Here is a 23,498-nt window from a genome sequence, read left to right on the forward strand (position 1 = left end):
AAGTGATGTTTTTTTAGTTATGAAAACATTTTAGCTACTTTTTCAGCCTTTCTACTTTCACTATAGTCGTAGAATCCTTCTCCAGATTTTACACCTAATTTACCTGCCATTACCATATTTACTAATAAAGGACATGGTGCATATTTGGGGTTTTTAAATCCGTCATACATTACGTTTAAAATAGATAAACATACATCTAATCCAATAAAATCAGCTAATTGTAATGGTCCCATTGGATGTGCCATTCCTAATTTCATTACAGTATCAATCTCAGCTACTCCTGCAACCCCATTGTATAATGTTTCAATAGATTCATTAATCATTGGCATTAAAATACGATTCGCCACGAATCCAGGGTAATCATTTACCTCTACAGGAACTTTTTTAATCTTTTCAGTTAAGTCAACAATAAAATCATTTACTTCATCAGAAGTGTTATATCCTCTAATGATTTCTACTAATTTCATAATTGGTACTGGATTCATAAAGTGCATTCCAATTACTTTTTCTGGTCGGTTTGTAACCGCTGCAATCTGTGTAATAGAAATAGAAGAAGTGTTTGTAGCAAGGATAGTGTCCTCAGGGCAAACTTCATCTAATTGCTTAAATATTTTTAATTTTAAATCAATATTCTCTGTAGCTGCTTCTACCACTAAGCTAGCGTATTGAACACCGTCTTTAATAGAAGTATAAGTAGTAATATTGTTTAATGTATTGTTTTTATCATCTTCAGAAATTCGTTCTTTAGCAACCATTCTATCTAAGTTTTTAGAAATAGTAGCTATACCTTTATCTAAAGAATCTTGTGAAATATCAATTAATTGAACATTGTATCCGAATTGAGCGAAGGTATGTGCGATACCATTCCCCATTGTACCTGCTCCAATTACTGCTATATTTTTCATGTTGTTTGTTAGGTTATATTTATTTGTTAAAGCAATCAATTACCATATGTGCTACACGTAAAGCTTCTGTTCCTTGAGTTAAAGAAACAATAGGTGTAGTGTTTGTATGAATAGCGTTTGCAAAAGATTCTAATTCGTCTAAAATTGCGTTGTTCGGAGTTACTTCTGGATTGTCGAAATAAATTTGCTTTTTAACACCTTCGGCGTTTTGTAAGATCATGGCAAATTCATCTGGTTTTTCAGGAACATCTTTCATTTTTACCACTTCAGATTTCTTTTCAAGAAAATCTACAGAGATATAAGCGTCTTTCTGAAAGAAACGACTCTTACGCATGTTTTTCATAGAAATTCTACTCGAAGTTAAATTAGCAACACAACCATTTTCAAATTCAATTCTAGCATTGGCAATATCTGGAGTTTCAGAAATTACAGATACACCACTAGCGTATACATTTTTTACTTTTGATTTTACCACAGATAGAATGATATCAATATCATGAATCATTAAATCAAGTACCACAGGAACATCTGTTCCTCTAGGGTTAAACTCTGCCAAACGATGTGTTTCAATAAACATTGGAGTATCGATGACATCTTTAACAGCTGTAAAAGCTGGATTGAATCGTTCTACATGTCCAACCTGTCCACGAACATGATACTGACTAGCTAATGTTCGAATAGCTTCCGCTTCTTGAAGTGTGTTGGTTATCGGTTTTTCAATAAAAATATGTTTACCTTTTTCAATAGCTTGTTTTGCACAGTCAAAATGAGACAATGTAGGAGTAACAATATCTACAACATCTACCGCGTCTATTAATTCTTCAATAGAGTTGAATAATGTATATCCAAATTCAGCGGCTACTTTTTTCGCATTTTCAGTAAAAGGATCATAAAACCCTACTAATTCATATTTTTCTGATTCTTGCAACAAACGTAGGTGTATTTTTCCTAAATGTCCTGCTCCTAAAACTCCTGCTTTAAGCATAAATAAAAGATTATTAATTATTTAATATGAAGTAATTCTCCCTGTTAAAAACAAGTAAAATACAATGCTAACAAATATACACTTTTATCCATATTTATTGCTAATTTTAGCCTGTTCAAATTTTAAAATTTGTGAGAGATACAACCAAACATCAAGGACTTAGAAATCAGTTAGCTAATTTACTACAAGCAAAAGGTATTACCAATGAGAATGTATTGCAAGCAATACGAAAAATTCCGAGACACTTATTTATTGATAGTAGTTTCGAAGCACATGCTTATGAAGACAAGGCATTTCCTATTGCTGCGGAACAAACAATTTCTCAACCTTATACAGTAGCTTTTCAAACAGAGGTGTTAAATTTAAAAGGAGGTGAAAAAGTTCTTGAGATTGGTACAGGATCTGGATATCAAACAGCCGTTTTATTAGAGTTAAATGCAGAGGTCTATACTATAGAAAGACAACATGAATTGTTTAAAAGAACCTCAATGTTTTTACCTAAAATAGGATATAAACCCAAACGTTTTATTTTTGGAGATGGATATAAAGGGTTACCAGAAAAAGCACCGTTTGATAGAGTTATCGTTACCGCGGGAGCTCCTTATGTTCCTAAACCTTTATTGGCACAAATAAAAGTAGGAGGGATGTTGTTGATTCCGGTGGGAGATAAAGAACAGGTAATGACTTTATTCATTCGTAAATCACCAAAAGAATTTGAAAAACATGAATTAGGTGACTTTAGATTTGTGCCTATGCTGAAGAAGAAGAACTAAATTTATTAATACTTACTGTTTCTTTTTTTATGTAAAAAAAATAATTATAAATTTGTCCTACAAAATTACCTCCATTAGTTAAAGGAAGACAAATGAAACAAATTTTCCCTAAGGAGGTAATTGATACTATTCTAGAAGTACACCAATTTAAACATGCCAAAAAGAGTATAATAATATATGTTATTATTTTGGGTGTTGTTGTAGCACTTTTGTGTTCACTACCTTTTGTCAAAATCACTATTTATAATACTTCACAAGGGGTGATAAAACCTAATAAGGAACGTATAATATTGCAAAGTAATATTAGTGGAAAAGTAACTTACTATAATTTAAAAAATAACAGTCAGGTAAAAAAGGGAGATACATTGCTGCTTATTAATGATGTAGCTATAACGCAAAAAATAAGCAATACAAGTAATTTGATAGAAGAGATAGATAGTTTTATTGGAGATTTAAAAATATTGTCTGGTTCTAAAGCTTCTGTTCATAAACTACAAACGATAAAGTATATACAAGAGCATAGTTTTTATAGACAAAAATTGAACGAATTAACTACTCGTTTTCGAAAAATTGAGGAGGACTATAAACGAAATCAGGGACTGTTTGAAAAAGGAGTAATTGCAAAAGTAAGTTTATACAATAGTAAATTGGAGTACGATTTGTCCTTAAATACCATTTATCAATATAAAAAACAACAAAAAGGTATATGGTATAATCAACTAGTAGACTATCAAAATCAGCTAAAAGAATTAAAAGATAAACAAATACAATTGGAAGAAAATAGTGATTTGTTTGTCCTTAAATCTCCTACTACGGGGTCATTATTAAATGTAAAGGGAATTGAAAACGGAAGTTTTATACAAAATGGGACTCAGTTAGCCGAAATTTCACCGCAATCAGATTTAATTATTGAGTGTTTAATAAGTCCATCAGACGTGGGGTTGTTATATGAAGGAAATAAAGCAAATTTTCAAGTAAGCGCTTTTAATTATAATCAATGGGGAACTGCAACAGGTAAGATCATTTCAATTGGAAAAGACATTCAAATGATAAATAATTTACCAAGGTTTAAAGTATTGTGCTCTTTAGATCAAGAATTCTTGCAACTGAAGAATGGGGTTAAAGGGTATTTTAAAAAAGGAATGTTGGTAAATGCTCGTTTTGAACTTACAGAGAGAACTCTTTTCGAATTGTTGTATGATAAAATGGATGATTGGGTAAATCCTAGTACACAATTATCAGATAATAAGTAATAAACCGGTTAGCCAATGTTTAAGGATACTGGTGATTAAAATAAAGAACAACTATAAAAGGAAAAGTATGAAAAATTTGAAAATATTAGAAAGACTGCAGAAATTACATAATCTGATTGCCATTGAACAAACAGGAACACCAAAAGAGTTAGCAAATCATTTACAAATAAGCCAACGTTCGGTGCATTTATTAATTGAACAATTAAAGGATTATGATGCAGTTGTTAACTACAGTAGAAGTAGAAAAACGTATTATTATCGCAATGATTTTGATTTACAAATATCTATTTCTGTAAATGTTTTAACGGATAATGAGGTAACACAAATCTTTGGAGGAAGTTATTTTTTTAAAGGAAGTTTATTCGTTGCAAGTTAGTTGCAGTGAACACAGATACATTTGATGTATCAAAATAGTACTAGGTGCGCATTATAGTGTTTTGATGTGGATTGTGAATTTAAAATCACAACCAAAAGAAAAAGTATTAATTAAGAGATTTTAAAAAATGAAAAATTTACAGAACTATAGTGTTCAGGAATTGAGTGCTAAAGAAATTAAAGAAACAGAGGGAGGAGGAGAATGGTATTCAGGAGGATGCTCTAATGGAGGTGGTACGCAATGGCAAGGACCTTTAAATTGTGTGGAGAGATATGATCCTACGCATGATATGATGGAATTAGAATTTCCTATATGGACTTTTGGGGTTGATTATTAACTGATTTAATGAAAATTGAATTACTTAAAAGATTTTTGTAATTTTCTTATCAACCCAAGAGGGTGTGTGAAGATAACTAAAGCATATAAACTGTTCTTTAGTTATCTTTTTTTATTTAGCGTATTGTATTTTGGGTTATCATATTTTAATGGATGGTTTTTTGAGGGAACTGATGTTTTTGTAAGGACTAAAAAGTTTAGCTCTCCCATTAGTTGTTTTGTTTTTTTTAGGGTATTAGTAATAACTCCACTAATAGAGGAAGTTATGTTTCGATTAATATTTAAACCCAAGAAGATTTATTTCATAATATTTTTATTGATTTGGGGATGCATATGCTTCAGCATAAACATGTTTTTTGGATTCATTATTTTTTCTTTATTAGTATTGCTAGTAACTTATTATAAAAAGCTTAAAAAGATATTTTTTAAAAACTTCAATGTGCTCGTTTACGTGAGTTCTATTTTGTTTGGGACAATGCATCTAATGAACTATAATTTTAAATGGACGATAATCAATGTTCTATTAATTCCTGTCTTTTTTCTACCAATAAGTTTTGCTGGTATATGTTTGGTGTTTGTACGTATGAAGTTTGGTTTTTTCTATACAGTAATTGTACATTCTTTTATTAACCTGATTCCTCTATTGTTATTTTTTTAAAGGAAGTTTATTCGTTGCAAGTTAATTGCAGTGAACCCAGATACATTTGATGTATCAAAATAGTACTAGGCGCGCATTATAGTGTTTTGATGTGGATTGTGAGTTTAAAAAGCACAACCAAAAGAAAAAGTGTTAATTAAAAATTTTAAAAAAAATGAAAAATTTACAAAACTATGGTGTTCAGGAATTGAGTGCTAAAGAAATTAAAGAAACAGAAGGAGGGTTTTTGAGTTTTGTTATAGCAGCTGGAGTTGGTTTGTTTGCTATGGGGATCCATGATGCAATTGATCATCCTCAAGCATTTGTTGATGGTTTTTTAGGAAAGAGATCTAGGTAAAAGGGTAGAGTTTTAAAAATATAAAATGTAAAATATGAAATTAGACAATTATAATGTTCAAAATTTAGATTCAAAGGATTTAATTAGAATTTCAGGAGGAGGAGAGAGTTATGCAGCTTTTTTTGGTAATTTCTTGAGAAGAGTAATATTAGTAAGTTCAGGTTGGGGAGTGCCACTTGAATTAGCGATTGAAACACATCAGGCAGGATCAGGAAATTAATTTATAAAGTTTAAATTACAATCAATAAGGGTTTCAGGTAAAAGGAATCCTTATTTTTAAAAAACATTTTTTTCTAGATTATCGTTAAAATAGTAAATAGAAATTTATGAAATTATCAAAAAGGTTAGTTTTATTGGTACTCCTTCTTTTAGTTTACATTGGACTACATTTATTTGGAAATGAAAAAGTGTTCTTAGCTTCTGATATTGTTTGGGTAGGGTTTGTTTATCTTGTATATAGGTTTTTAGGAGCAAGACCAAAGATTTCTTTAATCTTCACATTTTTTCTTACAATTTTTATGGAAACACCTAACTATTTTGAACAAAGAGAGGTAATCAATCAAGAAAGTTTGATGCTTTTATGTGTTCTTATTTTAGCTACAATTTTTATTTTTTACGTTGACCGCTATTTTTTAGGAGATAGTGATTTACATTTATTATCAAGGATATAGACATAGTTTAGTTTCTGGAAAGGCATAATCATTTAAAAGACTATGGGACTATAAGTGTTTTTACAATACCTAACTTATGATGTATTTTAAAGATTGATTTTAGGAGTTTATTGGCTAACTATTTCATAGTTTATGATTTACTAAAGTATTAATAGTCCTTTTAATATAAAAAAATGAAAGTAAAATTTCCTCACACTATAATACAAGCTGTTTTTATTACTTTGTTTTTCTTTATTGTTTCTGGTTTTTTAGGTTTTATTCTAAAAGAAATAGCACAAGTAAAGACGAATAATAGTCTTTGGATGTTATGTTCATATACCGTTTCATGTATTGCAACATGTGTTTTGGTGTATCAGATAAATGGAGGTTCTTTAATAGAAGTTAAGTTAAGATTGAATAATGGGTTAAATGTCGTTTATTATACTCTTTTTGCATGTTGTTTTTTTACATCCTTTTTGCTTCCAGTAGTTAAACTCATGAGTTCAAAAAAGTTGAATTCTCTTTTTTATCGGATAGTGTTTATTGGTTAGGAGCATTGTTTTTTGGACCGATTATAGAGGAAGTAATTTTTAGAGGAATAATATTGAAAGGATTATTGACTCATAACGATTCGCGAAAATCCATTATGATTTCTTCTTTTCTTTTTGCCGTAATTCATGTTAATCTTACCCAAATACTTGTGGCTTTCATAATGGGTTTGTTTTTAGGTAATATTTACTGCAAAACAAGATCTTTACTTTATACTGTTTTTATTCATATAGTTTTAAATATTGTTATTAGTATTTTCTCTTATGTAAACTTTAAATATGGAAGTAATTCTATCTTGGAGGTATATGGTTGGTACACAGAAATAATACTTATATTCTCATCAGTTATTTTTGTATTTCTTTATGCTGTTTTAAAAAAACGAAATCTATTTTCTTAAACGTTTGAATTATGAAAAATAGTAATAACCAAAAATACTATATCGTTATAGGACTTCTTTTTTTAATAATGATGCTCTTTCGATTTGCATTTGAAAAGGGTCAGTTATTGGGAGAGTTATTAGCGAAATAAACCTTATTTTATTTTTTTGATTTGCTTAAAGAACTACTCGATTTTTTACTTAAGCCAAAACCTAGTCAGGTATCTTTAAATATAGAAAAGAAGCTAAAAAATATATTAAAAGTATATGTATACTACTTTATATTTCTCCTTATAGTAATGGGAACTTGTTTTTATGTTTTGGATATTCAGGAACAAAATTTGGTGGCGGAAAAAATAAAAAAATGGAGTGTTTTAAAAACCTTGGTTTATGGCGTTGTAATGGTACCATTACTTGAAGAGTTAATGTTTAGGCTACCAATGATCTATCAAAAGAAGAACTTTGTAATAGCTGTTTTTATAGGGACTTTTTTCTTTTTTTCTGCTATTTTATTCAATCAGGGACTTTTAGATTTTTCTAAAAATACTTTTGAAAGATTACTTTTATCGGCTTTTGTTACAAGCCTTTTTTATTGTTTTATTAGGGTTAATAATGAAAAAACAAGGCTCTTTTGGAAGAATAACTTTTCCATAATATTTTATTTTCTCACCTTGTTATTTGCCTTACTGCACGTTTTTAATATTGTAGAAATTAAAAACGCATATTTAATTCCAATTTTAATATTACCTCAATTATCTAGTGGATTACTAATTGGTTTCTTTAGAGTAAAATATGGCTTCATTTATGGAGTTATTTTTCATTGCTTAAATAATTTTGTTTCAATGATTCTTTTTTAAGAATTATGTAATTGGTTGCTTCCTTGCAATAAAATTGCAGTTAACCTGTCTTTCTTTGTTATTCCAAAAGTGAAGAGGAATGACAAAAATTAGTATCAGACAACACGATGTTACCGATTGCGGAGCAGCCTGTTTAGCTTCTATTGCTGCGCATTATAATTTGCAAATTCCAATAGCACGGATACGTCAATATGCAGGTACAGATAAAAAAGGAACCAATGTTTTAGGGGTAATTGAAGCAGCTGAAAAATTAGGTTTTCAAGCTAAAGGTGTACGCGGAGAATTAGATAGCCTATTCAAAATACCTAAACCAGCAATAGCACATGTAATTGTAAGAGGTCAATTACAACATTATGTAGTTATTTATGAAGTAACGAAACAGCATGTTAAAATTATGGACCCAGGAGATGGAAAAATCCATAAAAAAACACATGAAGTATTTTTAAAAGAATGGACAGGAGTTTTAGTATTGTTATTACCAAAAGAAGAGTTTGCTATAGGGAATGAAAAAGTGTCTGTTTTAAAACGTTTTTGGTTTTTATTGAAACCGCATAAGTTCATTTTATTGCAAGCATTTATTGGAGCAATTGTGTATACTTTACTTGGTTTTTCAACTTCTATATATATCCAAAAAATAACAGACCATGTTTTAGTAGGGGGTAATACTAAATTGCTGAATTTGTTAAGTATAGTTATGCTAATACTTCTAGCGTTTCAAATTATAATAGGAGTATTTAAGGATGTTTTTTTAATAAAAACAGGGCAGCAAATAGATGCTCGTTTAATCTTAGGGTACTATAAACATTTACTAAAATTACCTCAACAATTTTTTGATACTATGCGTGTGGGAGAAATCATTTCTCGTATTAGTGATGCTGTAAAAATAAGAACATTTATTAATGAGGTTTCTTTAAGTCTTACGGTAAACATATTAATACTAGTTTTCTCTTTTGGGTTAATGTTTATGTATTATTGGAAGTTGGCGTTAATAATGCTTTTGGTTATTCCTTTATACTTGATATTGTATGTTATTGTTAACAAGTTAAATAAAAAGACGGAACGTAAAATAATGGAAGGTTCAGCAGATCTAGAAAGTCAGCTTGTAGAATCATTAAATGCTGTAGGTACCATAAAACGATTTGGTTTAGAAAGTTTTGCTAATATTAAAACAGAAACTGGGTTTGTAAAATTATTACAAATAGGGTACAAATCTGCCTTAAATTCGGTGTTTTCAAGTACTTCAACTACTTTTGTAGCACAGTTGTTTACAATAATTTTATTATGGAGTGGTTCTTATTTTGTAATAGAAAGGCAAATTACAGCGGGAGAGTTGATGTCTTTTTATGCCATTATAGGTTATTTTATGAACCCGGTAGCAAGTTTGATTGGAGCTAATAAGCAAATTCAAAGCGCTTTAATAGCTGCGGATCGATTGTTTGAAATAATGGATTTAGAGAGGGAAGAAAAAGATGAAAAAGTAATTTTAAGAAAAGAAAAAATAGCGGATATAAGGTTTAAAAATGTCACTTTTAGATATGGTACCAGAGTACAGGTTTTTACCGATTTTAATTTAAAAATTAAAAAAGGAAATATTACAGCTATTGTAGGAGAAAGTGGCTCTGGAAAGTCGACGTTAATTTCTTTATTGCAAAATTTATATCCCTTACAAAAAGGGCAAGTCACTATTGGAGAATTAGATTTAAAGTACATTCAATTAGAAAGTTTACGAGAACAGGTAAGTGTTGTACCTCAAAAAATAGATTTATTTGCAGGAAATGTAATTGATAATATTGCTGTTGGCGATTTTAATCCAGATATGGAATTGATTATTGATATATGTAAATCTATGGGAATTTTGGAGTTTATTGAAACGCTACCTAATGGTTTTGATACTTATTTTGGAGAAAATGGAGCAACACTTTCTGGTGGGCAAAAACAACGAATTGCGATTGCAAGAGCGTTATATAAAAAGCCAGAAGTTTTAGTTTTAGATGAGGCAACTTCTTCATTAGATTCTAATTCTGAGAACTATATTCAAAAAGCTGTAGAAAGATTACGTAGAGAAAATAAAACTATCATTATTATTGCGCACCGATTAAGTACAGTTGTAAATGCCGATGAAATTGTGGTTTTACAAAAAGGAAAGGTTTTAGAACAGGGAAATCATAAAGAACTATATAGTTCTAAAAGAAATTATTATAATTTATGGAAACAACAGATGCCAAATCTTGAATAAAAAAAATCCGCTTAACAAGCGGATTTATTGAATTTGATTAAGAAAAATCAACGAACTATTCAGCAGTAGCTTCTGCTACTAATACTTCTTGTTGTTGATGTTGCTTTTGTTTGGTTTGTTGGTTCTTAGCTAAGCCACATGGAGCAGTGCTACCACATGAAGAAAAACCTACTAAACTAACTACACAAATTGCAATAAATACTACTTTTTTCATTATCTAAATATTTTAGGAGTGGTCAAATATACAGATTTCTAATTAATTCACCAGAATCTTTCTTCTCATCAATAACGTTAAAGTGAATCATTTTATTTTGTATACGTGTAATTAAGTTTTTTGTAATTGGTTTTCCATCTGTCCATTCGGTAATAGATAACCATTCTTGTATGTCTTCTAATTGCTGTTCATAACGTTTGGCAAGGGTTTTATCAATGTTTTCAATTGATTTAAAATCTTCCGTACAATTATTAATGATGTTTAAAACTGTCTTAACTTCTTCTAAATTGTTTTCTAAAACTTCATTTCTTACAGCTACCACAAAGCATGGCCATGGAGTAGGGCAGTCACCTAATCGTCTAAAAGTACCATTGTCAACCAAAGGTTTTGTGGTAAAATGTTCCCACATAAAATAGTCTGCATCACCATTGGTAAGAGCATCAATTCCTCCTTGTAGGTTGCCCACAACTTTGAACTTTAATTTGTCAATATCCCAACCATGATTGTGTGCATTTACAATTGCCATTAAGTGTGATCCAGATCCATAACGACTAATAGCTACAGTAGCATGTTCCAAATCGTCAATTGTTTTAAATGACGACTTTGCTCCAACGTGAATTCCCCAAATTAATGGACTTTGCACAAAGGTTTGGGTAATCTTTGAAGGATTTCCATTGATAATATCTTTAATAATACCTTCCGTAAGTACAATAGCTATATCAATTTCTCCTTCGCGTAATGATTTACACATGGCACCCGTTCCTCCTGGAAAATCTTTCCAACGAAGATTAATACCTTTCTGTGTATATTCTTTGTTTTTTAAAGTGATGTACCAAGGGTAATTAAAATGCTCTGGTACACCACCTACTTTTAAGTTAACCATAGATTATTCGGTTAATTTATCTAAAGTGTATTTTATTAAATCTGCAACCACTTTTCCTGGATCTTCACTAAAAGTTCCGTTGGCTCTGTTAGCAATAAGTGCATTCATTGAAGCAGCATTATGACCTAATAATTTAGACAGACCATAAATCGCTGAAGTTTCCATTTCTAAATTAGTAACTCTAATTCCATTGTGGTTAAAGCTATCAATTTTCGCATTTAAATCAGCATCTTGTAAAGCTAGACGTAATACACGTCCCTGTGGTCCGTAAAAACCACCTGCCGTAGCAGTCATTCCTAGATGAACTTTGTTAGAAACTAATTTTTCTTCTAAAGATTTTCCGTTGGCAACTACTAGAGGATATGATTTTCGAGCACTCCAATTGGTATGATTGATAAAGGCTTCTTCAACATCTGGATGTGCAATCTCTTCTACTTGATAAGATTGTAACATTCCATTTAAATCTATTGAATGAGAGCTTAAAAGAAAACTGTTAACAGGAATATCTGCTTGTAAACTACCTGAAGTTCCTATACGAGTAATATTTAATTGGGTATGTTTTTCTTTTGGTTGTCTAGTATCTAAATCAATATTTACCAAAGCATCCAATTCGTTTAAAACAATATCAATATTATCAGGACCAATTCCTGTTGAAATAACAGTTAATCGTTTTCCATTATAAGTACCAGTAGTGGTTTTAAATTCTCTTTTTTGAGTGCTAAACTCAATGTTATCAAAGTGTTGTGTTACTTTGTCTACTCTATATTGATCTCCTACAAAGATGATATCAGTGGAGATGTGTTCTGGTCTTAAATTCAAATGATAAATACTACCATCTGGATTTAAGATTAACTCAGAATGTTTTATACTCATTTATGTTGTAATTTTTAACAGCTTGTCTGTAGTGTTTACATAAAGGTAGCTGTATTTTTTAGCGCCGCCAAGATACGAAAAATCTGAACGAATCTGACCGTAATAATTCATTTGATTATCAAGGACTTTCTTACCAACTCGACTAAGCTTAATAGGATCAAAAGAGGTAAATAGCTTCTTTAATTGGTCTATTTTTCTAAAATATTGACTATCTCCAAAACCATAAGTTTCTTGATTTATAAGTAACTCTCTTACAAGTTCTTGTTTATTACTTAGTTTTGTATTGTGAGCGGTGTTTATAATGAAGTTCTCTATAGAGTTTAAGCCATTGTTTGTTGATGGGAAACGCAGTAAATGGGCTTTCAATGCTTCTTCTAAGTAAGCAAATGTAGAGGATGAGGTTTGTTTATGGATGGCTTCTAATCGTAATGGACTGTCTGAACAATACAGTTGCCAAATGTAATCGGCATATTCAATATCATCTTGGTTTAATTCTAATCTATTATCAAAATGATTTTTTAACTGCTCGTTAGATAATTCGTTTAAAGTGAATAGCTTTTCTGAATTTTCCACCTTTCCACTACATATTAAAGAGATTTTCCTATTATTTCTATAGCGCTTTAACCAACTTATAACAGCTAACATATTTACTTGGCAGAACAGGTCATATTCAAACCACAAAACAATTTCATCTTGCTTTTTCTGGTTACAAAGGTTTCTATATTCTTTTAGCGTAAGATCAATAAATTTTTGTTTCGAAAGTTGATAGGTGTTTTTAAAGAAATCGAATCTGTTTTTCCAGAAGCCTTCACTACCAACATCAATAGTAGTTTTTCCTTCACAAAGCATTTCTCTCCAAGTAATGATATCGCCTTGATACTTTAGTTTTTTTAAGCGGTTTGTTGTAGAATCTCCATTGGTAATGTGTAAAACAGAAGAAGCCATAGTTTAGGGAATTTAATAGTTTAGTATAATAAACGATGGTTTTTATACGTTATTATTAATTAGAAGAATTTTAACATTTTGAAAATCAGGGAAAATGAAAAGTGCTGGATGAAATCCAGCACTTTTTTATCCTCCAACGCGTTTTACGTTGAATCCTTTATCTTTTAAGATTTCCATGATTTGATCACGATAATCACCTTGAATAATTATAGTGTCATCTTTAAAACTTCCTCCTACACTTAATTGTGATTTAATTTGCTTTGCAAGAAGTTTAAAGTCTTTTGTAGCTCCGTTATAACCATCAATAATTGTTGTTGGTTTTCCCTTACGCTTTTCATATTTACAAAGCAAAGGTTCTTCCTGAAGCCATATATCTGAGGTTTTCTCTACAGGCTTCTCTTCAAATTGATGATCTGGAAATAGGTCTTTAAGTTGGTCTTGTAAGTCCATTATTACTTTATTAAACCAAGTTCGCGTAAACGCTCGTTTAAGAAGTCACCTGCAGTAATATCCTCAAATTGTTTTGGGTTATTTTCGTCAATACAATTCTCTAAAACATCTAACTTCATATCAGAAATTGGGTGCATAAAGAATGGAATCGAATAACGAGAAGTTCCCCATAATTCTTTAGGAGGATTTACAACACGATGAATAGTTGATTTTAATTTGTTGTTACTATGGCGAGATAACATATCACCTACATTAATCATTAATTCATCTGGCTGTGCAATTGCATCATGCCATTCTCCATCATGATCTTGTACTTGTAATCCTCTACCATGAGCTCCCATTAACAAAGTAATTAAGTTAATATCACCATGAGCAGCTGCTCTTACAGCTCCTTTAGGTTCTTCTTGAATAGGTGGGTAGTGAATTGGACGTAAGATACTGTTTCCATTTTTGATATACTGGTCAAAATAAGTTTCTTCCAATCCTAAGTGTAACGCTAAAGCACGTAAAACATACTTAGCAGTTTTTTCTAACATTTGGTAAGTTTTTTTACCAACTTCATTAAACTTAGGCAACTCTTCTACTTCAACATTTGCAGGGTATTCAGCCTCTAATTTTGGGTTGTCTTCTACATATTGACCAAAGTGCCAGAACTCCTTTAAATCTCCCTCTTTCTTTCCTTTAGCACTTTCCTTACCAAAAGAAACATAACCTCTTTGACCTCCAATACCCGGAATCTCATACTTCTGCTTTGTGTCAACAGGTAATTCGAAAAAGTTTTTTATTTCACTATATAAATCATCAACTAACTGATCATCTAAGAAATGTCCTTTTAAAGCAACAAAACCAATAGTTTCGTATGCATGTCCTATTTCATTTATGAATTTTTGCTTTCTACTTTCATCTTCAGATAAAAAGTCAGCTAAATTTACACTTGGTACTTTACTCATTGTTAATAACTTTTTTTAAATCGATTGTAAAGGTATTAAAAACAAGGGTGATAAAGAAAATTACTTATTAACAATTGGGATTAAATAGGAAATGGTGTAATTAAAACCAAAGCCTGTACCACTACCAAAAACCCTATTAAACCCTGGGGCATACAATGTTTTAAAGCTCTCTTGGTCATCGATACTAATACCAACTTTATAAGCGAAGCTAAATCCGACAAACAAATTTTTAAATGTTTCAGCTTTGATACCTAATTGAAGTTCAGCCCAATGCGCTGTTAATCCAGTGTCGGTTCTTGGAGTTGAGATTGTGTTCGAAGGAAAATAAGTGTTGTTTACGTTGGGCGTGTAACTATTTAAAGTTTGATCGAATAAAGCAAATCCATAACGCATTCCTACAAATATTTCATTATTCATGTCTAGCCAATTGTTATAGGCATTATAATTAACTCCAAGTCGAATAAAGCTACCTTTAGAGGTAGATTGTAAGAAATCTTCAAAGGTTATTTCTTCTTCATATCCTAATTCAGTGGCTAAATACCATTTTTTAGAAATGCGATAATCTCCAACGATTTCTAATCCGCTATAACTTTTATCAAAAATAGAAAGTCCAGGTTTACTTATATCTACACCTACACGCAGTCCATAAACCGTTTTATAGGTAATAGTGTCTTTTTCTGTAGTATTCGAATTTGTAAGTTTCTGGGCAAAACTGCTTGTGAAAGCAAGTAAAAATAAAATGTTAGTGAAATACTTTAACATGAGCATTGTTTTCGTTGTCAATAGTTGTAATTGATGTTGTAGAAAGGTTGTTTATCCAATCTCCAGATTCGTTTATAGAAACGTCTTTGAAAATAATTCTAAATCCACAAGAACGAGAAACAAAATCTTCTTTAGGTGTATATTGAATGGTAAGTGTTGAAACTTTATTGTTAGCAATAGTTTCATCTGTATTATTCATTTTTAAAGTATACACTGTTAGGTTTGTGAGTGTGTTTAAAGGAATAGCAATACTATCTGTAGTTTGATTGGTAAATAAACTATCAGTTTTTCCTTGAGCAATTACAGATAAACGCTCTACATTTTTTAAGTCACTGTTTGCATCTTTATCGAAAAATCTAAGGACTAGTTTCGGAGTGGCTTTAGGATTTGTACAAAAATCATCCTTTTCACAAGATGAAATAAGTATAGATAAGATAGCTATTAAAAAAGCATATTTTTTCATTGATGTATTATTCTTATGTTAAGCCAAAAGTAAGAATAATTCTAAAGAGAAAAGAAGTGTTGATCTATAAATAAAAAACCAGTCGATAGACTGGTTTTAGTTTATTTTTCAAAAAGAACTACGGTTTCAATATGTGATGTGTGTGGAAACTGGTCTACCAAACTAATTTTTTTGATGTTATATCCAGCTTCTCTCAATAGTTCAGTATCTCTTGCTTGTGTGGCAGGGTTACATGAAACATATACCATTCTTTCAGCATTTAATTGAATGATTTTTTTCAATGTTTTTGGTGCAATTCCTGCACGGGCAGGGTCTAAAATAATAGTTCTTATTTTGTTTTTATACTGTGGATGTTCAAGTAAGAATTTTCCAACATCAGCAGCATAAAACTCTAAGCCTTCAATATTATTTCTTTTTGCGTTTTCTTTGGCATCTTCAATAGCTGAGGCTACAATGTCAACTCCTACAATTTTAGTGTTGTTTGCTTTAGAAGCAATGATTTGTCCAATTGTTCCTGTTCCACAGAATAAGTCCATTACAACAGTATTGTCTATAGCTTCTTTATTTTCTAAAGCATAATCTACCACTTTGGTATATAATTTTTCGGCAGATTTAGGGTTTGTTTGAAAGAAGCTTTTCATACTAATTTCAAAGTTCAACCCTAACAATTCCTCTACAATTTTATCTTTTCCATATACTAAGTTGATACTTCCGGAGGTTGCTATAGTTCTATCACCAGTTTCATCATTAATAGTATGTAACAATCCAGCAACTCTATCACCAAACAATTCCACTAAATAATTAGCAAACTTGTTTAAGTCGAATTTTGGTAAATCAGGCGATGTGGTAACTAGGTTGAATAGTAACTTGTCTGTTTTGTAAGATTTTCTAACTACAAAATATCTAAAGAAACCTTCTTTTCTAGGGCCATGCCAGGGAGCTAAATTGGTAGCTTTACAATATTCTCGAATGTTCTTTAGGTTGTCTTCTACCTGTTTATCGAATAAACCAGAATCTTTATCTAGGTTATCACCCATCCACCAAACTCCTCTACGTTTGAATCCTAAAGTAAACTCATCAACATCTGTTTTGTGGATATGATCGTATCCAATAGCAGAAAAACCATATTCCATTTTATTACGATAATGAAATACATTTGGAGAACTTACAAATTCATCAAACAAGTCTTCAATATTTTCAACTTTACCAATGCGCTTAAATAAAGATAAAGTACTCTCTTTTTTATATTGATGCTGTAAATCTATAGGTAATTGAATATATGGAGCTCCTGGAATTTCTTGATAAGGAACTTCCACTTCGTCATCAGAGTGTTTTAAAACTTCAATTAATTTACATTCAGCATACTTCTTTTTTGATTTGTCAACGCGGGCTTTCACCAATTGACCCGGAAGTGTATTGGGAACAAACACCACAAAAACTCCTTCTTCCGAACGAATACGTCCAATTCCTTTTCCGCCGAAGGCGTAATCTTCAATTAAAATTTCTATAACCTGATTTCTCTTTACAAACTTATTGCGTTCTCTACGTGGCATTATGACTCTAAATTTATGGATTGCAAAATTATGAAAAAGATATGTTTTGAAATATGCCTAAACAGTACTTAAATTTTTATTTTTAAAAGAAAATTGAACCTTTTAATATTTTCTACGTCTATTAGATGTATTTGAAAATGAAAAACAGACTCAAAATATCAGATAAAGAACTCGTGTTAGCCTATCAATCTGGCGATAAGATTGCACTGAATTATCTTGTTAAGAGATGGCACCTTTATTTTTGTAAGCTTTCATTTTACAAAGTAAAAGATGCCGACATAGCGAAAGATATCGTACAAGAAAGTTGGAAAATTATATTTAACAAATTATATGATTTGCAGGAGCCAGAAAAATTCAAATCTTGGGCAATTAGTATTGTAAATAGAAAAGCAATTGATTGGTTACGTGCGCATCAACGAAATGAAAGTAAACTTCACAGGTATAGTAAAGAAATCACTGAACAACCCGAAGAGTCTAAAGAGGTGGGGAGTCAAGAAGAACTATTAAAGAGAAAGTTATTAGACGCCATTCAGAAACTATCCGATGAACAGCAAGTTGTGATTCGTCTGTTTTATACTCAGTCATACACTCTTAAAGAGATTAGTAGTCTGTTAAAAATATCAGTAGGAACTGCCAAATCAAGGTTATTTCATGCCAGAGAAAAATTAAAAACAATTATAAAACATTAATATTATGAGTAAGATAGAAGATATAGATAAGTTAATAAAGGAAACATTGTCTGAAGAAGAGGCAAAGTTTTACGATGATTTAGACGAGCAAAATGTAGTAGAAATGATCTTTGGTTTGTTCGAAGGAAAGAACAAGTGGATTATGTACATGATGAATTTTATGACCTTAGTTTTTTTTGGACTCTTTATCTATTGCTTAGTACAGTTTTTTAACGCAGAAGAAATGAAGGAGTTGTTAAAATGGGCAAGTGGAACCTTAATCTTTTTAATTGGAGTAAGTATGTTGAAGATTTTTGCATGGATGCAAATGGATAAGAAAGCATTGATGAGAGAATTGAAACGATTGGAAATACAAATATCATCTTTATCTAGTAAAATTGATGGACATTAAGAAAGAGTGGAAGACAATAAGGAGGCATGTAACAGAGAGTTTTAAAACAAGTTTACATGTGTCTATAGCTACAGTTAGTAAGGAGAATGGTCCATTGATTACTTCTATTGGAACCTTGTTTTTAAATAAAGATCAAACGGGATTTTATTTTGAAAAGTTTTCTTCAAAATTAACTTCTAATGCAGCTACGAATAATCAGGTTTGTGTATTGGCAGTGAATAGTAGTAAATGGTTTTGGATAAAGTCTTTGTATAAAAGTAGGTTTGCAAAACACCCAGCACTAAAGTTATATGGAGGATTAGGGGAGAAAAGAAAAGCTACTGAGATAGAATTGAAACGATTAGAAAGAAGAATGAAGCTTTTAAAAGGATTGAAGGGACATACTTATTTGTGGGGAGAAGGGATGGATACTGTTAGAGAAATCAGTTTTAATAGGGGCGAAAAAATGAAATTGGGTAAAATGACGGCCTATTTGTGATTTTTAGGTTAAATTTTGGTTATAAGTTTTAAGAAACAGTGAATATTTAGTAATTTGCGACTTTCTAGGGATGATTTCTTTCCCACGCTGCTTTTTCGAGCTTTTGACACTACTTCAAGAAAACCAAACTCGAAAAAATAAAGGTAGATAAGGAATGGTTATTTTATTCACTTAAACATTATTTAAAATGGCTGTTTTAGACCAATTAACTTCGCAACAAGCGATTGAATTAGAGAACAAGTATGGAGCGCACAACTATCACCCGTTACCAGTAGTATTGAGTAAAGGAGAAGGAGTGTATGTATGGGATGTAGAAGGTAAGAAGTATTATGACTTTTTATCAGCTTATTCAGCGGTAAATCAAGGACATTGTCATCCAAAAATTGTTGGAGCAATGGTAAACCAAGCACAAACCTTAACATTAACATCTCGTGCATTTTATAACGATATGTTAGGTCGTTATGAAAAATTTGCAACCGAGTATTTTGGGTTTGATAAATTATTACCAATGAATACAGGAGCTGAGGCTGTAGAAACGGCTTTAAAGCTTTGTAGAAAGTGGGCGTATGAAGTAAAAGGAATCGAAGAAAATGAAGCACAAATAATTGTATGTAAGAATAACTTCCACGGAAGAACTACTACTATTATTTCTTTTTCTAATGATCCTGTTGCTCGTAAGAATTTTGGACCATTTACAAACGGTTTCATTAAAATAGAGTATGATAACTTAAAAGCTTTAGAAGAAGCTTTAGAGAATAATGATAATATTGCTGGTTTCATGGCAGAACCTATTCAAGGGGAAGCAGGAGTTTATGTACCTTCTGAAGGGTATTTAGCAGCAGCAAAAGCATTATGTGAAAAGCACAATGTATTATTTATTGCTGATGAAGTTCAAACGGGTATTGCTCGTACAGGACAATTATTAGCTGTAAATCATGAAAATGTACAACCTGATGTTTTAATCTTAGGAAAAGCATTAAGTGGAGGAGCGTATCCTGTTTCTGCGGTATTAGCAAATGATAACATTATGAATGTAATCAAACCAGGTAACCACGGATCTACGTTCGGAGGAAATCCAGTAGCTGCTGCAGTTGCAATTGCTGCTTTAGAAGTAGTAAAAGATGAGAAGTTAGCTGAGAACGCTGAGCGTTTAGGGCAAATCTTTAGAGCAGAGTTATCTGAGTTTGCTAAAGAAAATGACTTAGTAACTTTAGTTAGAGGAAAAGGATTGTTAAATGCTGTTGTAATTAACGATACAGAAGATAGTTCTACTGCTTGGGATATTTGTATGAAATTACGTGATAATGGATTATTAGCAAAGCCTACGCATGGAAACATTATTCGTTTTGCACCACCATTAGTAATGAATGAAGAGCAATTAATGGATTGTATTTCTATTATTAAAAAGACAATTTCAGAATTTTAATAATTCTAGATAGCAATAAAAAAGCGTCACTAAATTAAGTGACGCTTTTTTTATTTTGATGATAGACTATTTATTGGTTTTTCAATAGCTTTTTAGCACAGTTTTAATTTTCTCTTTTGGTTAACTTTATTGCTTAATTAACCATTTCATGAACACTTAAATGCTTCTTTAAAACTCCTGAAGGTGTATTTTGTGTTTCATCAAAAATACGGGTGTCGCCAAATAAAATAAAACTGTCTTTTGCTCTTGATACGGCTACATTGAGCATGTTAGGTTTGTTGTCTTTGTCAAAAAATAAAGTCCCCTCATCGTCATTACTATATACAGAACTAAAAAGAATGATGTTACGTTCTGCTCCTTGTAAGGCATGCACGGTACCTAATTTCATTTTGTTAACATTGTATCCGGCTTCAGTTAAGGCTTTAGAAAGCTCTCCTTTTTGACTTGCAAAAGGAGTAATGATTCCTAAAACGCTCTCAATATCCTCAACATTATAAGCATTTTGTATATGTTCTTTGTTTTGTTGTAACCAAGTAGTAATGGCTTTTACTTCTTCCATATTACAACGACTATTGTATTTACGTTCGCTAACACCATTTACATGATAAGCCACCATAGATGAAAAAACTTGATCTTCTTTGGCTTTTCCTTTCATGGGTTTTAAAATACCATTGTATGCGAGTTCATTACAAAAACCAATAATTTCATCGTTACATCTTCTATGCTCTAATAAAATTAAACCTTGCTCTTTTTGGTCGGATAGTGTAGTAACATACTCGCAAGAATTTTGAGCCATTTTCATAATGCTTCCGTTAGAAGCTAAAAATCCGAGTTCTTTTAGGTATTCATAATCAGAAGGATTTGAAACAACTTGTACACTAGAAAGATTTCCTAAATCAATTTTTGGTGGGATAGACCAAATAGGTTCTATTTGTTTTAAATCACCAATCACAAAAGCTTTTTGAGCCACGGCAAACATTGGAACACTTACTTCTGGTGTTACCTGTCCGGCCTCATCAATGATTAATAAATCTAAAAAGTTATAGAGTGGATAGTACTCAAAAATAGGCCTACCTTCTTGATTTTTTTCTATAAACTGACTGTAGAAAAAATGAGATGGAGCTGTGTAAAAAGTAGCTACAAAACAAGGAGTAAGCATAGCACGACGCTTCCATTTTTCTCTAATAGCATTTTCTCCAGTACCTTTTTCTAAATCCTCTTCAAGAACTTCGGTAGTTTGCAGTATCCAGCGAGCTTCCCAGTAGTGAGTTGCTAATAAAAAGGCCTTATGACGAAGATTAAGATCTAATTCGTCATAAAAGAATTCATGTTTAAGAGTATCGGCGTTTAATTTACTATACTCATTTTTCCACATTTCCTCTTCAGAAACAGAAGGAAAACCTTTGATATTATTTTCTACAATCCATGTTTTTAGCTTTAGATTAGATTGTAGTGCAACGTTTATTTGGTTGATGAGCTGTTTTAAAAAGTTGCTCAATTGTTTTTTATCCTCTAAAACTTCTTGAGTTGTTTTAAAGGTATGGCTTTCTGAATGCTCTTCCGTAGAAAGAAAAGCACTTCCTTTTACAAGAAAACCTTTGTTTTTCTCTAAAGATTTTAATTCAGTTAACTCTTTTCTCCAATTTTGAAGTTTAGTAATTTCTAAATTAAAACCTTGTATGATATCTTCTTGCTTGCACAAACATTTGTTGATTTGTGCTATGGATTTTAAATAATTACTCGGAAAATCTACACTATCTAAAAGTTGATCTTCAATATTGAAAATCTCTTCCTGTAAATGATTACAAGCATCCTCTAATTCATAAGCTTCTAGATTAAAATAAGTATTAAACTTATCCAAGAAATAATGCTTGGCTTCAAACAGATATTGCTCGTCTTCTAAATCACAAAGCGTCCCTTCATGACCGAATAAGTTACCTTTTAAAAAGTTAATTCCTTTTAACGCCTTTTCACTCTTAGAGCTCGAAGGAAGATAGGTAGCGTACCCATGAAAATTAGGAATCCATCTTTCAGCTAGATCGTCTAGGGTACTTTTTGAATTGATAAAACTATCAATAATATTGGTTACTGCTTGGTTGTTATTTGAACACGCTACAATTAAAGGAGCGTCTTCTCCTCGAATAGCAGCCTTTACAACTTCCGTGGCTACCAAACTTTGTAATAGGGTTGTTTTTCCAGTTCCTGGAGGTCCATTTACCGCCATAACTGAATTTTCTTCAGCACTTAAGTAAGACAATAAAGTCTTTCTTTGTGTTATGGACAAAGGAAACTCATTAGACATTTGCCCTAAATGAAGATGGTTGTAGCTTAAAAATTCAAAATCAGTTACAGCCTCTCTTTTTTCTCGTTGAGCAGGGGAGATAAGCTTAGATAGTAAAGGAGCTTCCTCTGTGGTATCTAATAAATTATCATATACAAATAAGATACTTTTTGCTGTGGATATTTTAGAACTGGTAGCAAAATAGGTTAGCTCAAACTTCGTAGTATACCTGTCTGCTTTATAGTTAGATAAATTTTTACGGGTAACTTCAGCAAAAACTTCATTGACATAATCCCAGTATAAATCCCAACCAATAGTTTCGCCTTCTTCAGCATAAGGCGCTTCTATTTCTTGCGCTTGGACAACGGTATCTATAGAAGAAAAGATAAAATCGTTTTTAACATCGGCTACTGGTGCTAAAAAATTTCTAACAATCAAAGGGAATAGCTCTCTAGGAGGCTTTAAATTTCCTGATCTATCAATCTTAGCACTTACCCAAAACGGATAAATAACCTTGTCTTTAAATTTCGGATTATCGGTTTGATATTGTAAATGAAATGGAGCAATTAATATTTCTGCATCCTCAACTTTATGCCAATTATTACTGTCTTTTTTAGTAATTCCTCTTAATCGATTAATTCTATTTTCTTCAGCATCTAATAAAACAGTAGCATTCTTCTTATTAAGCAAAGGAGTGCTTAAGTTTGAATTGTTTTGACGAAACAAATTCTTTATTCGACTAATATCAATGGCAAGGTTTTCACTATCAAACAAGCTGTTTTTGTAATAGTGTAACCAGTTTTTTTCGTTGTTCATTTTCCCCCGTATATCCCTTTAAAAGGAGGCGAA

General features: G+C 31.3%; 25 protein-coding genes and 1 pseudogene. 14 read left to right on the top strand and 12 right to left on the bottom strand.

Translation table 11 applies throughout. The annotated features are described in order from the left end of the window. Positions 1-17: 17 nt before the first annotated feature. Both Q0873_RS01910 and Q0873_RS01915 read right to left on the bottom strand, forming a co-directional pair. Positions 18-905, bottom strand: a complete 888-nt coding sequence (locus Q0873_RS01910) for a 3-hydroxybutyryl-CoA dehydrogenase (protein ID WP_299104050.1) — start codon at positions 903-905, stop codon at positions 18-20. A 19-nt stretch (positions 906-924) separates the two neighbouring features. Next, on the bottom strand, positions 925-1,890 hold the full coding sequence (locus Q0873_RS01915) for a Gfo/Idh/MocA family oxidoreductase (protein ID WP_299104051.1): 966 nt from the start codon (positions 1,888-1,890) through the stop codon (positions 925-927). A gap of 131 nt (positions 1,891-2,021) precedes the next feature. On the opposite strand from Q0873_RS01915, the gene Q0873_RS01920 reads away from it, so the two are divergent. The 10 genes and pseudogenes from Q0873_RS01920 to Q0873_RS01960 all read left to right on the top strand — a co-directional run bounded on the left by Q0873_RS01920 (position 2,022) and on the right by Q0873_RS01960 (position 10,291). Beyond that, the gene (locus Q0873_RS01920) at positions 2,022-2,663 is read left to right on the top strand and encodes a protein-L-isoaspartate(D-aspartate) O-methyltransferase (RefSeq protein ID WP_299104052.1); all 642 of its coding nucleotides are present in this window, start codon (positions 2,022-2,024) and stop codon (positions 2,661-2,663) included. Between the two features lie 92 nt (positions 2,664-2,755). Then, positions 2,756-3,916 (top strand): HlyD family efflux transporter periplasmic adaptor subunit, encoded by a 1,161-nt coding sequence (locus Q0873_RS01925; protein WP_299104054.1) that lies wholly within the window; start codon positions 2,756-2,758, stop codon positions 3,914-3,916. Between the two features lie 67 nt (positions 3,917-3,983). Next, positions 3,984-4,292, top strand: a complete 309-nt coding sequence (locus tag Q0873_RS01930; RefSeq protein WP_299104055.1) for a DNA-binding protein — start codon at positions 3,984-3,986, stop codon at positions 4,290-4,292. Between the two features lie 127 nt (positions 4,293-4,419). After that, positions 4,420-4,629 carry a hypothetical protein gene (locus Q0873_RS01935; RefSeq protein ID WP_299104056.1) on the top strand — a complete coding sequence of 70 codons (210 nt, stop codon included), beginning with the start codon at positions 4,420-4,422 and terminating at the stop codon, positions 4,627-4,629. An 811-nt stretch (positions 4,630-5,440) separates the two neighbouring features. Then, a complete protein-coding gene (locus tag Q0873_RS01940; RefSeq protein ID WP_299104058.1) occupies positions 5,441-5,623 on the top strand; it encodes a hypothetical protein in 183 nt (60 codons plus the stop codon). 34 nt (positions 5,624-5,657) lie between these two features. Beyond that, positions 5,658-5,843: a hypothetical protein gene (locus Q0873_RS01945; protein ID WP_299104060.1), complete on the top strand. Its 186-nt coding sequence runs from the start codon at positions 5,658-5,660 to the stop codon at positions 5,841-5,843. 106 nt (positions 5,844-5,949) lie between these two features. Further along, complete coding sequence (locus tag Q0873_RS01950; RefSeq protein ID WP_299104061.1) at positions 5,950-6,294, top strand: hypothetical protein; 345 nt, start codon at positions 5,950-5,952, stop codon at positions 6,292-6,294. Positions 6,295-6,823: 529 nt separating this feature from the next. After that, positions 6,824-7,219: pseudogene (locus Q0873_RS18240) on the top strand (CPBP family intramembrane glutamic endopeptidase); the annotation flags it as partial. 152 nt (positions 7,220-7,371) lie between these two features. Then, a complete protein-coding gene (locus Q0873_RS01955) occupies positions 7,372-8,055 on the top strand; it encodes a hypothetical protein (RefSeq protein WP_299104062.1) in 684 nt (227 codons plus the stop codon). A 79-nt stretch (positions 8,056-8,134) separates the two neighbouring features. Further along, entirely contained in the window at positions 8,135-10,291 is a 2,157-nt protein-coding gene (locus tag Q0873_RS01960) for a peptidase domain-containing ABC transporter (RefSeq protein WP_299104063.1), read from the top strand. 55 nt (positions 10,292-10,346) lie between these two features. On the opposite strand, the gene Q0873_RS01965 is transcribed toward Q0873_RS01960, so the two are convergent. The 9 genes from Q0873_RS01965 to rlmD all read right to left on the bottom strand — a co-directional run bounded on the left by Q0873_RS01965 (position 10,347) and on the right by rlmD (position 17,384). Further along, positions 10,347-10,505: a hypothetical protein gene (locus Q0873_RS01965; RefSeq protein WP_299104064.1), complete on the bottom strand. Its 159-nt coding sequence runs from the start codon at positions 10,503-10,505 to the stop codon at positions 10,347-10,349. A gap of 22 nt (positions 10,506-10,527) precedes the next feature. Continuing rightward, positions 10,528-11,388 carry a substrate-binding domain-containing protein gene (locus Q0873_RS01970; protein WP_299104065.1) on the bottom strand — a complete coding sequence of 287 codons (861 nt, stop codon included), beginning with the start codon at positions 11,386-11,388 and terminating at the stop codon, positions 10,528-10,530. Between the two features lie 3 nt (positions 11,389-11,391). Further along, positions 11,392-12,261 (bottom strand): nucleoside phosphorylase, encoded by an 870-nt coding sequence (locus Q0873_RS01975; protein WP_299104066.1) that lies wholly within the window; start codon positions 12,259-12,261, stop codon positions 11,392-11,394. Continuing rightward, positions 12,262-13,206: a DUF1835 domain-containing protein gene (locus Q0873_RS01980; protein ID WP_299104067.1), complete on the bottom strand. Its 945-nt coding sequence runs from the start codon at positions 13,204-13,206 to the stop codon at positions 12,262-12,264. A gap of 126 nt (positions 13,207-13,332) precedes the next feature. Beyond that, on the bottom strand, positions 13,333-13,656 hold the full coding sequence (locus Q0873_RS01985) for a translation initiation factor (protein ID WP_299104068.1): 324 nt from the start codon (positions 13,654-13,656) through the stop codon (positions 13,333-13,335). 2 nt (positions 13,657-13,658) lie between these two features. Then, a complete protein-coding gene (locus tag Q0873_RS01990; RefSeq protein ID WP_299104069.1) occupies positions 13,659-14,606 on the bottom strand; it encodes a 2-oxoglutarate and iron-dependent oxygenase domain-containing protein in 948 nt (315 codons plus the stop codon). Positions 14,607-14,666: 60 nt separating this feature from the next. After that, complete coding sequence (locus tag Q0873_RS01995; protein ID WP_299104070.1) at positions 14,667-15,368, bottom strand: DUF6048 family protein; 702 nt, start codon at positions 15,366-15,368, stop codon at positions 14,667-14,669. Continuing rightward, positions 15,349-15,831: a DUF6452 family protein gene (locus Q0873_RS02000; RefSeq protein ID WP_299104071.1), complete on the bottom strand. Its 483-nt coding sequence runs from the start codon at positions 15,829-15,831 to the stop codon at positions 15,349-15,351. The genes Q0873_RS01995 and Q0873_RS02000 overlap by 20 nt, the downstream gene beginning before the upstream one ends. Positions 15,832-15,932: 101 nt before the next feature. Continuing rightward, positions 15,933-17,384, bottom strand: coding sequence for a 23S rRNA (uracil(1939)-C(5))-methyltransferase RlmD (rlmD, locus tag Q0873_RS02005; protein ID WP_299104072.1), 1,452 nt, complete (start codon positions 17,382-17,384; stop codon positions 15,933-15,935). A 137-nt stretch (positions 17,385-17,521) separates the two neighbouring features. Between rlmD and Q0873_RS02010 the strand changes: the two genes are divergently transcribed. From Q0873_RS02010 to rocD, 4 genes are all read left to right on the top strand, one after another. Beyond that, the gene (locus Q0873_RS02010; RefSeq protein WP_299104074.1) at positions 17,522-18,073 is read left to right on the top strand and encodes an RNA polymerase sigma factor; all 552 of its coding nucleotides are present in this window, start codon (positions 17,522-17,524) and stop codon (positions 18,071-18,073) included. A 4-nt stretch (positions 18,074-18,077) separates the two neighbouring features. Then, a complete protein-coding gene (locus Q0873_RS02015; protein WP_363322520.1) occupies positions 18,078-18,464 on the top strand; it encodes a DUF6768 family protein in 387 nt (128 codons plus the stop codon). Then, positions 18,454-18,942 (top strand): hypothetical protein, encoded by a 489-nt coding sequence (locus Q0873_RS02020; RefSeq protein WP_299104075.1) that lies wholly within the window; start codon positions 18,454-18,456, stop codon positions 18,940-18,942. Before Q0873_RS02015 ends, Q0873_RS02020 begins: the two co-directional genes overlap by 11 nt. Before the next feature lie 187 nt (positions 18,943-19,129). Then, positions 19,130-20,368: an ornithine--oxo-acid transaminase gene (gene rocD, locus Q0873_RS02025; protein WP_299104076.1), complete on the top strand. Its 1,239-nt coding sequence runs from the start codon at positions 19,130-19,132 to the stop codon at positions 20,366-20,368. A 133-nt stretch (positions 20,369-20,501) separates the two neighbouring features. Here rocD and Q0873_RS02030 read toward each other — a convergent pair whose 3' ends face one another. Continuing rightward, entirely contained in the window at positions 20,502-23,465 is a 2,964-nt protein-coding gene (locus Q0873_RS02030) for an AAA domain-containing protein (protein ID WP_299104077.1), read from the bottom strand. Between the last annotated feature and the right edge of the window lie 33 nt (positions 23,466-23,498).

The organism is uncultured Tenacibaculum sp., from assembly GCF_947498805.1.
Classification (GTDB): domain Bacteria; phylum Bacteroidota; class Bacteroidia; order Flavobacteriales; family Flavobacteriaceae; genus Polaribacter.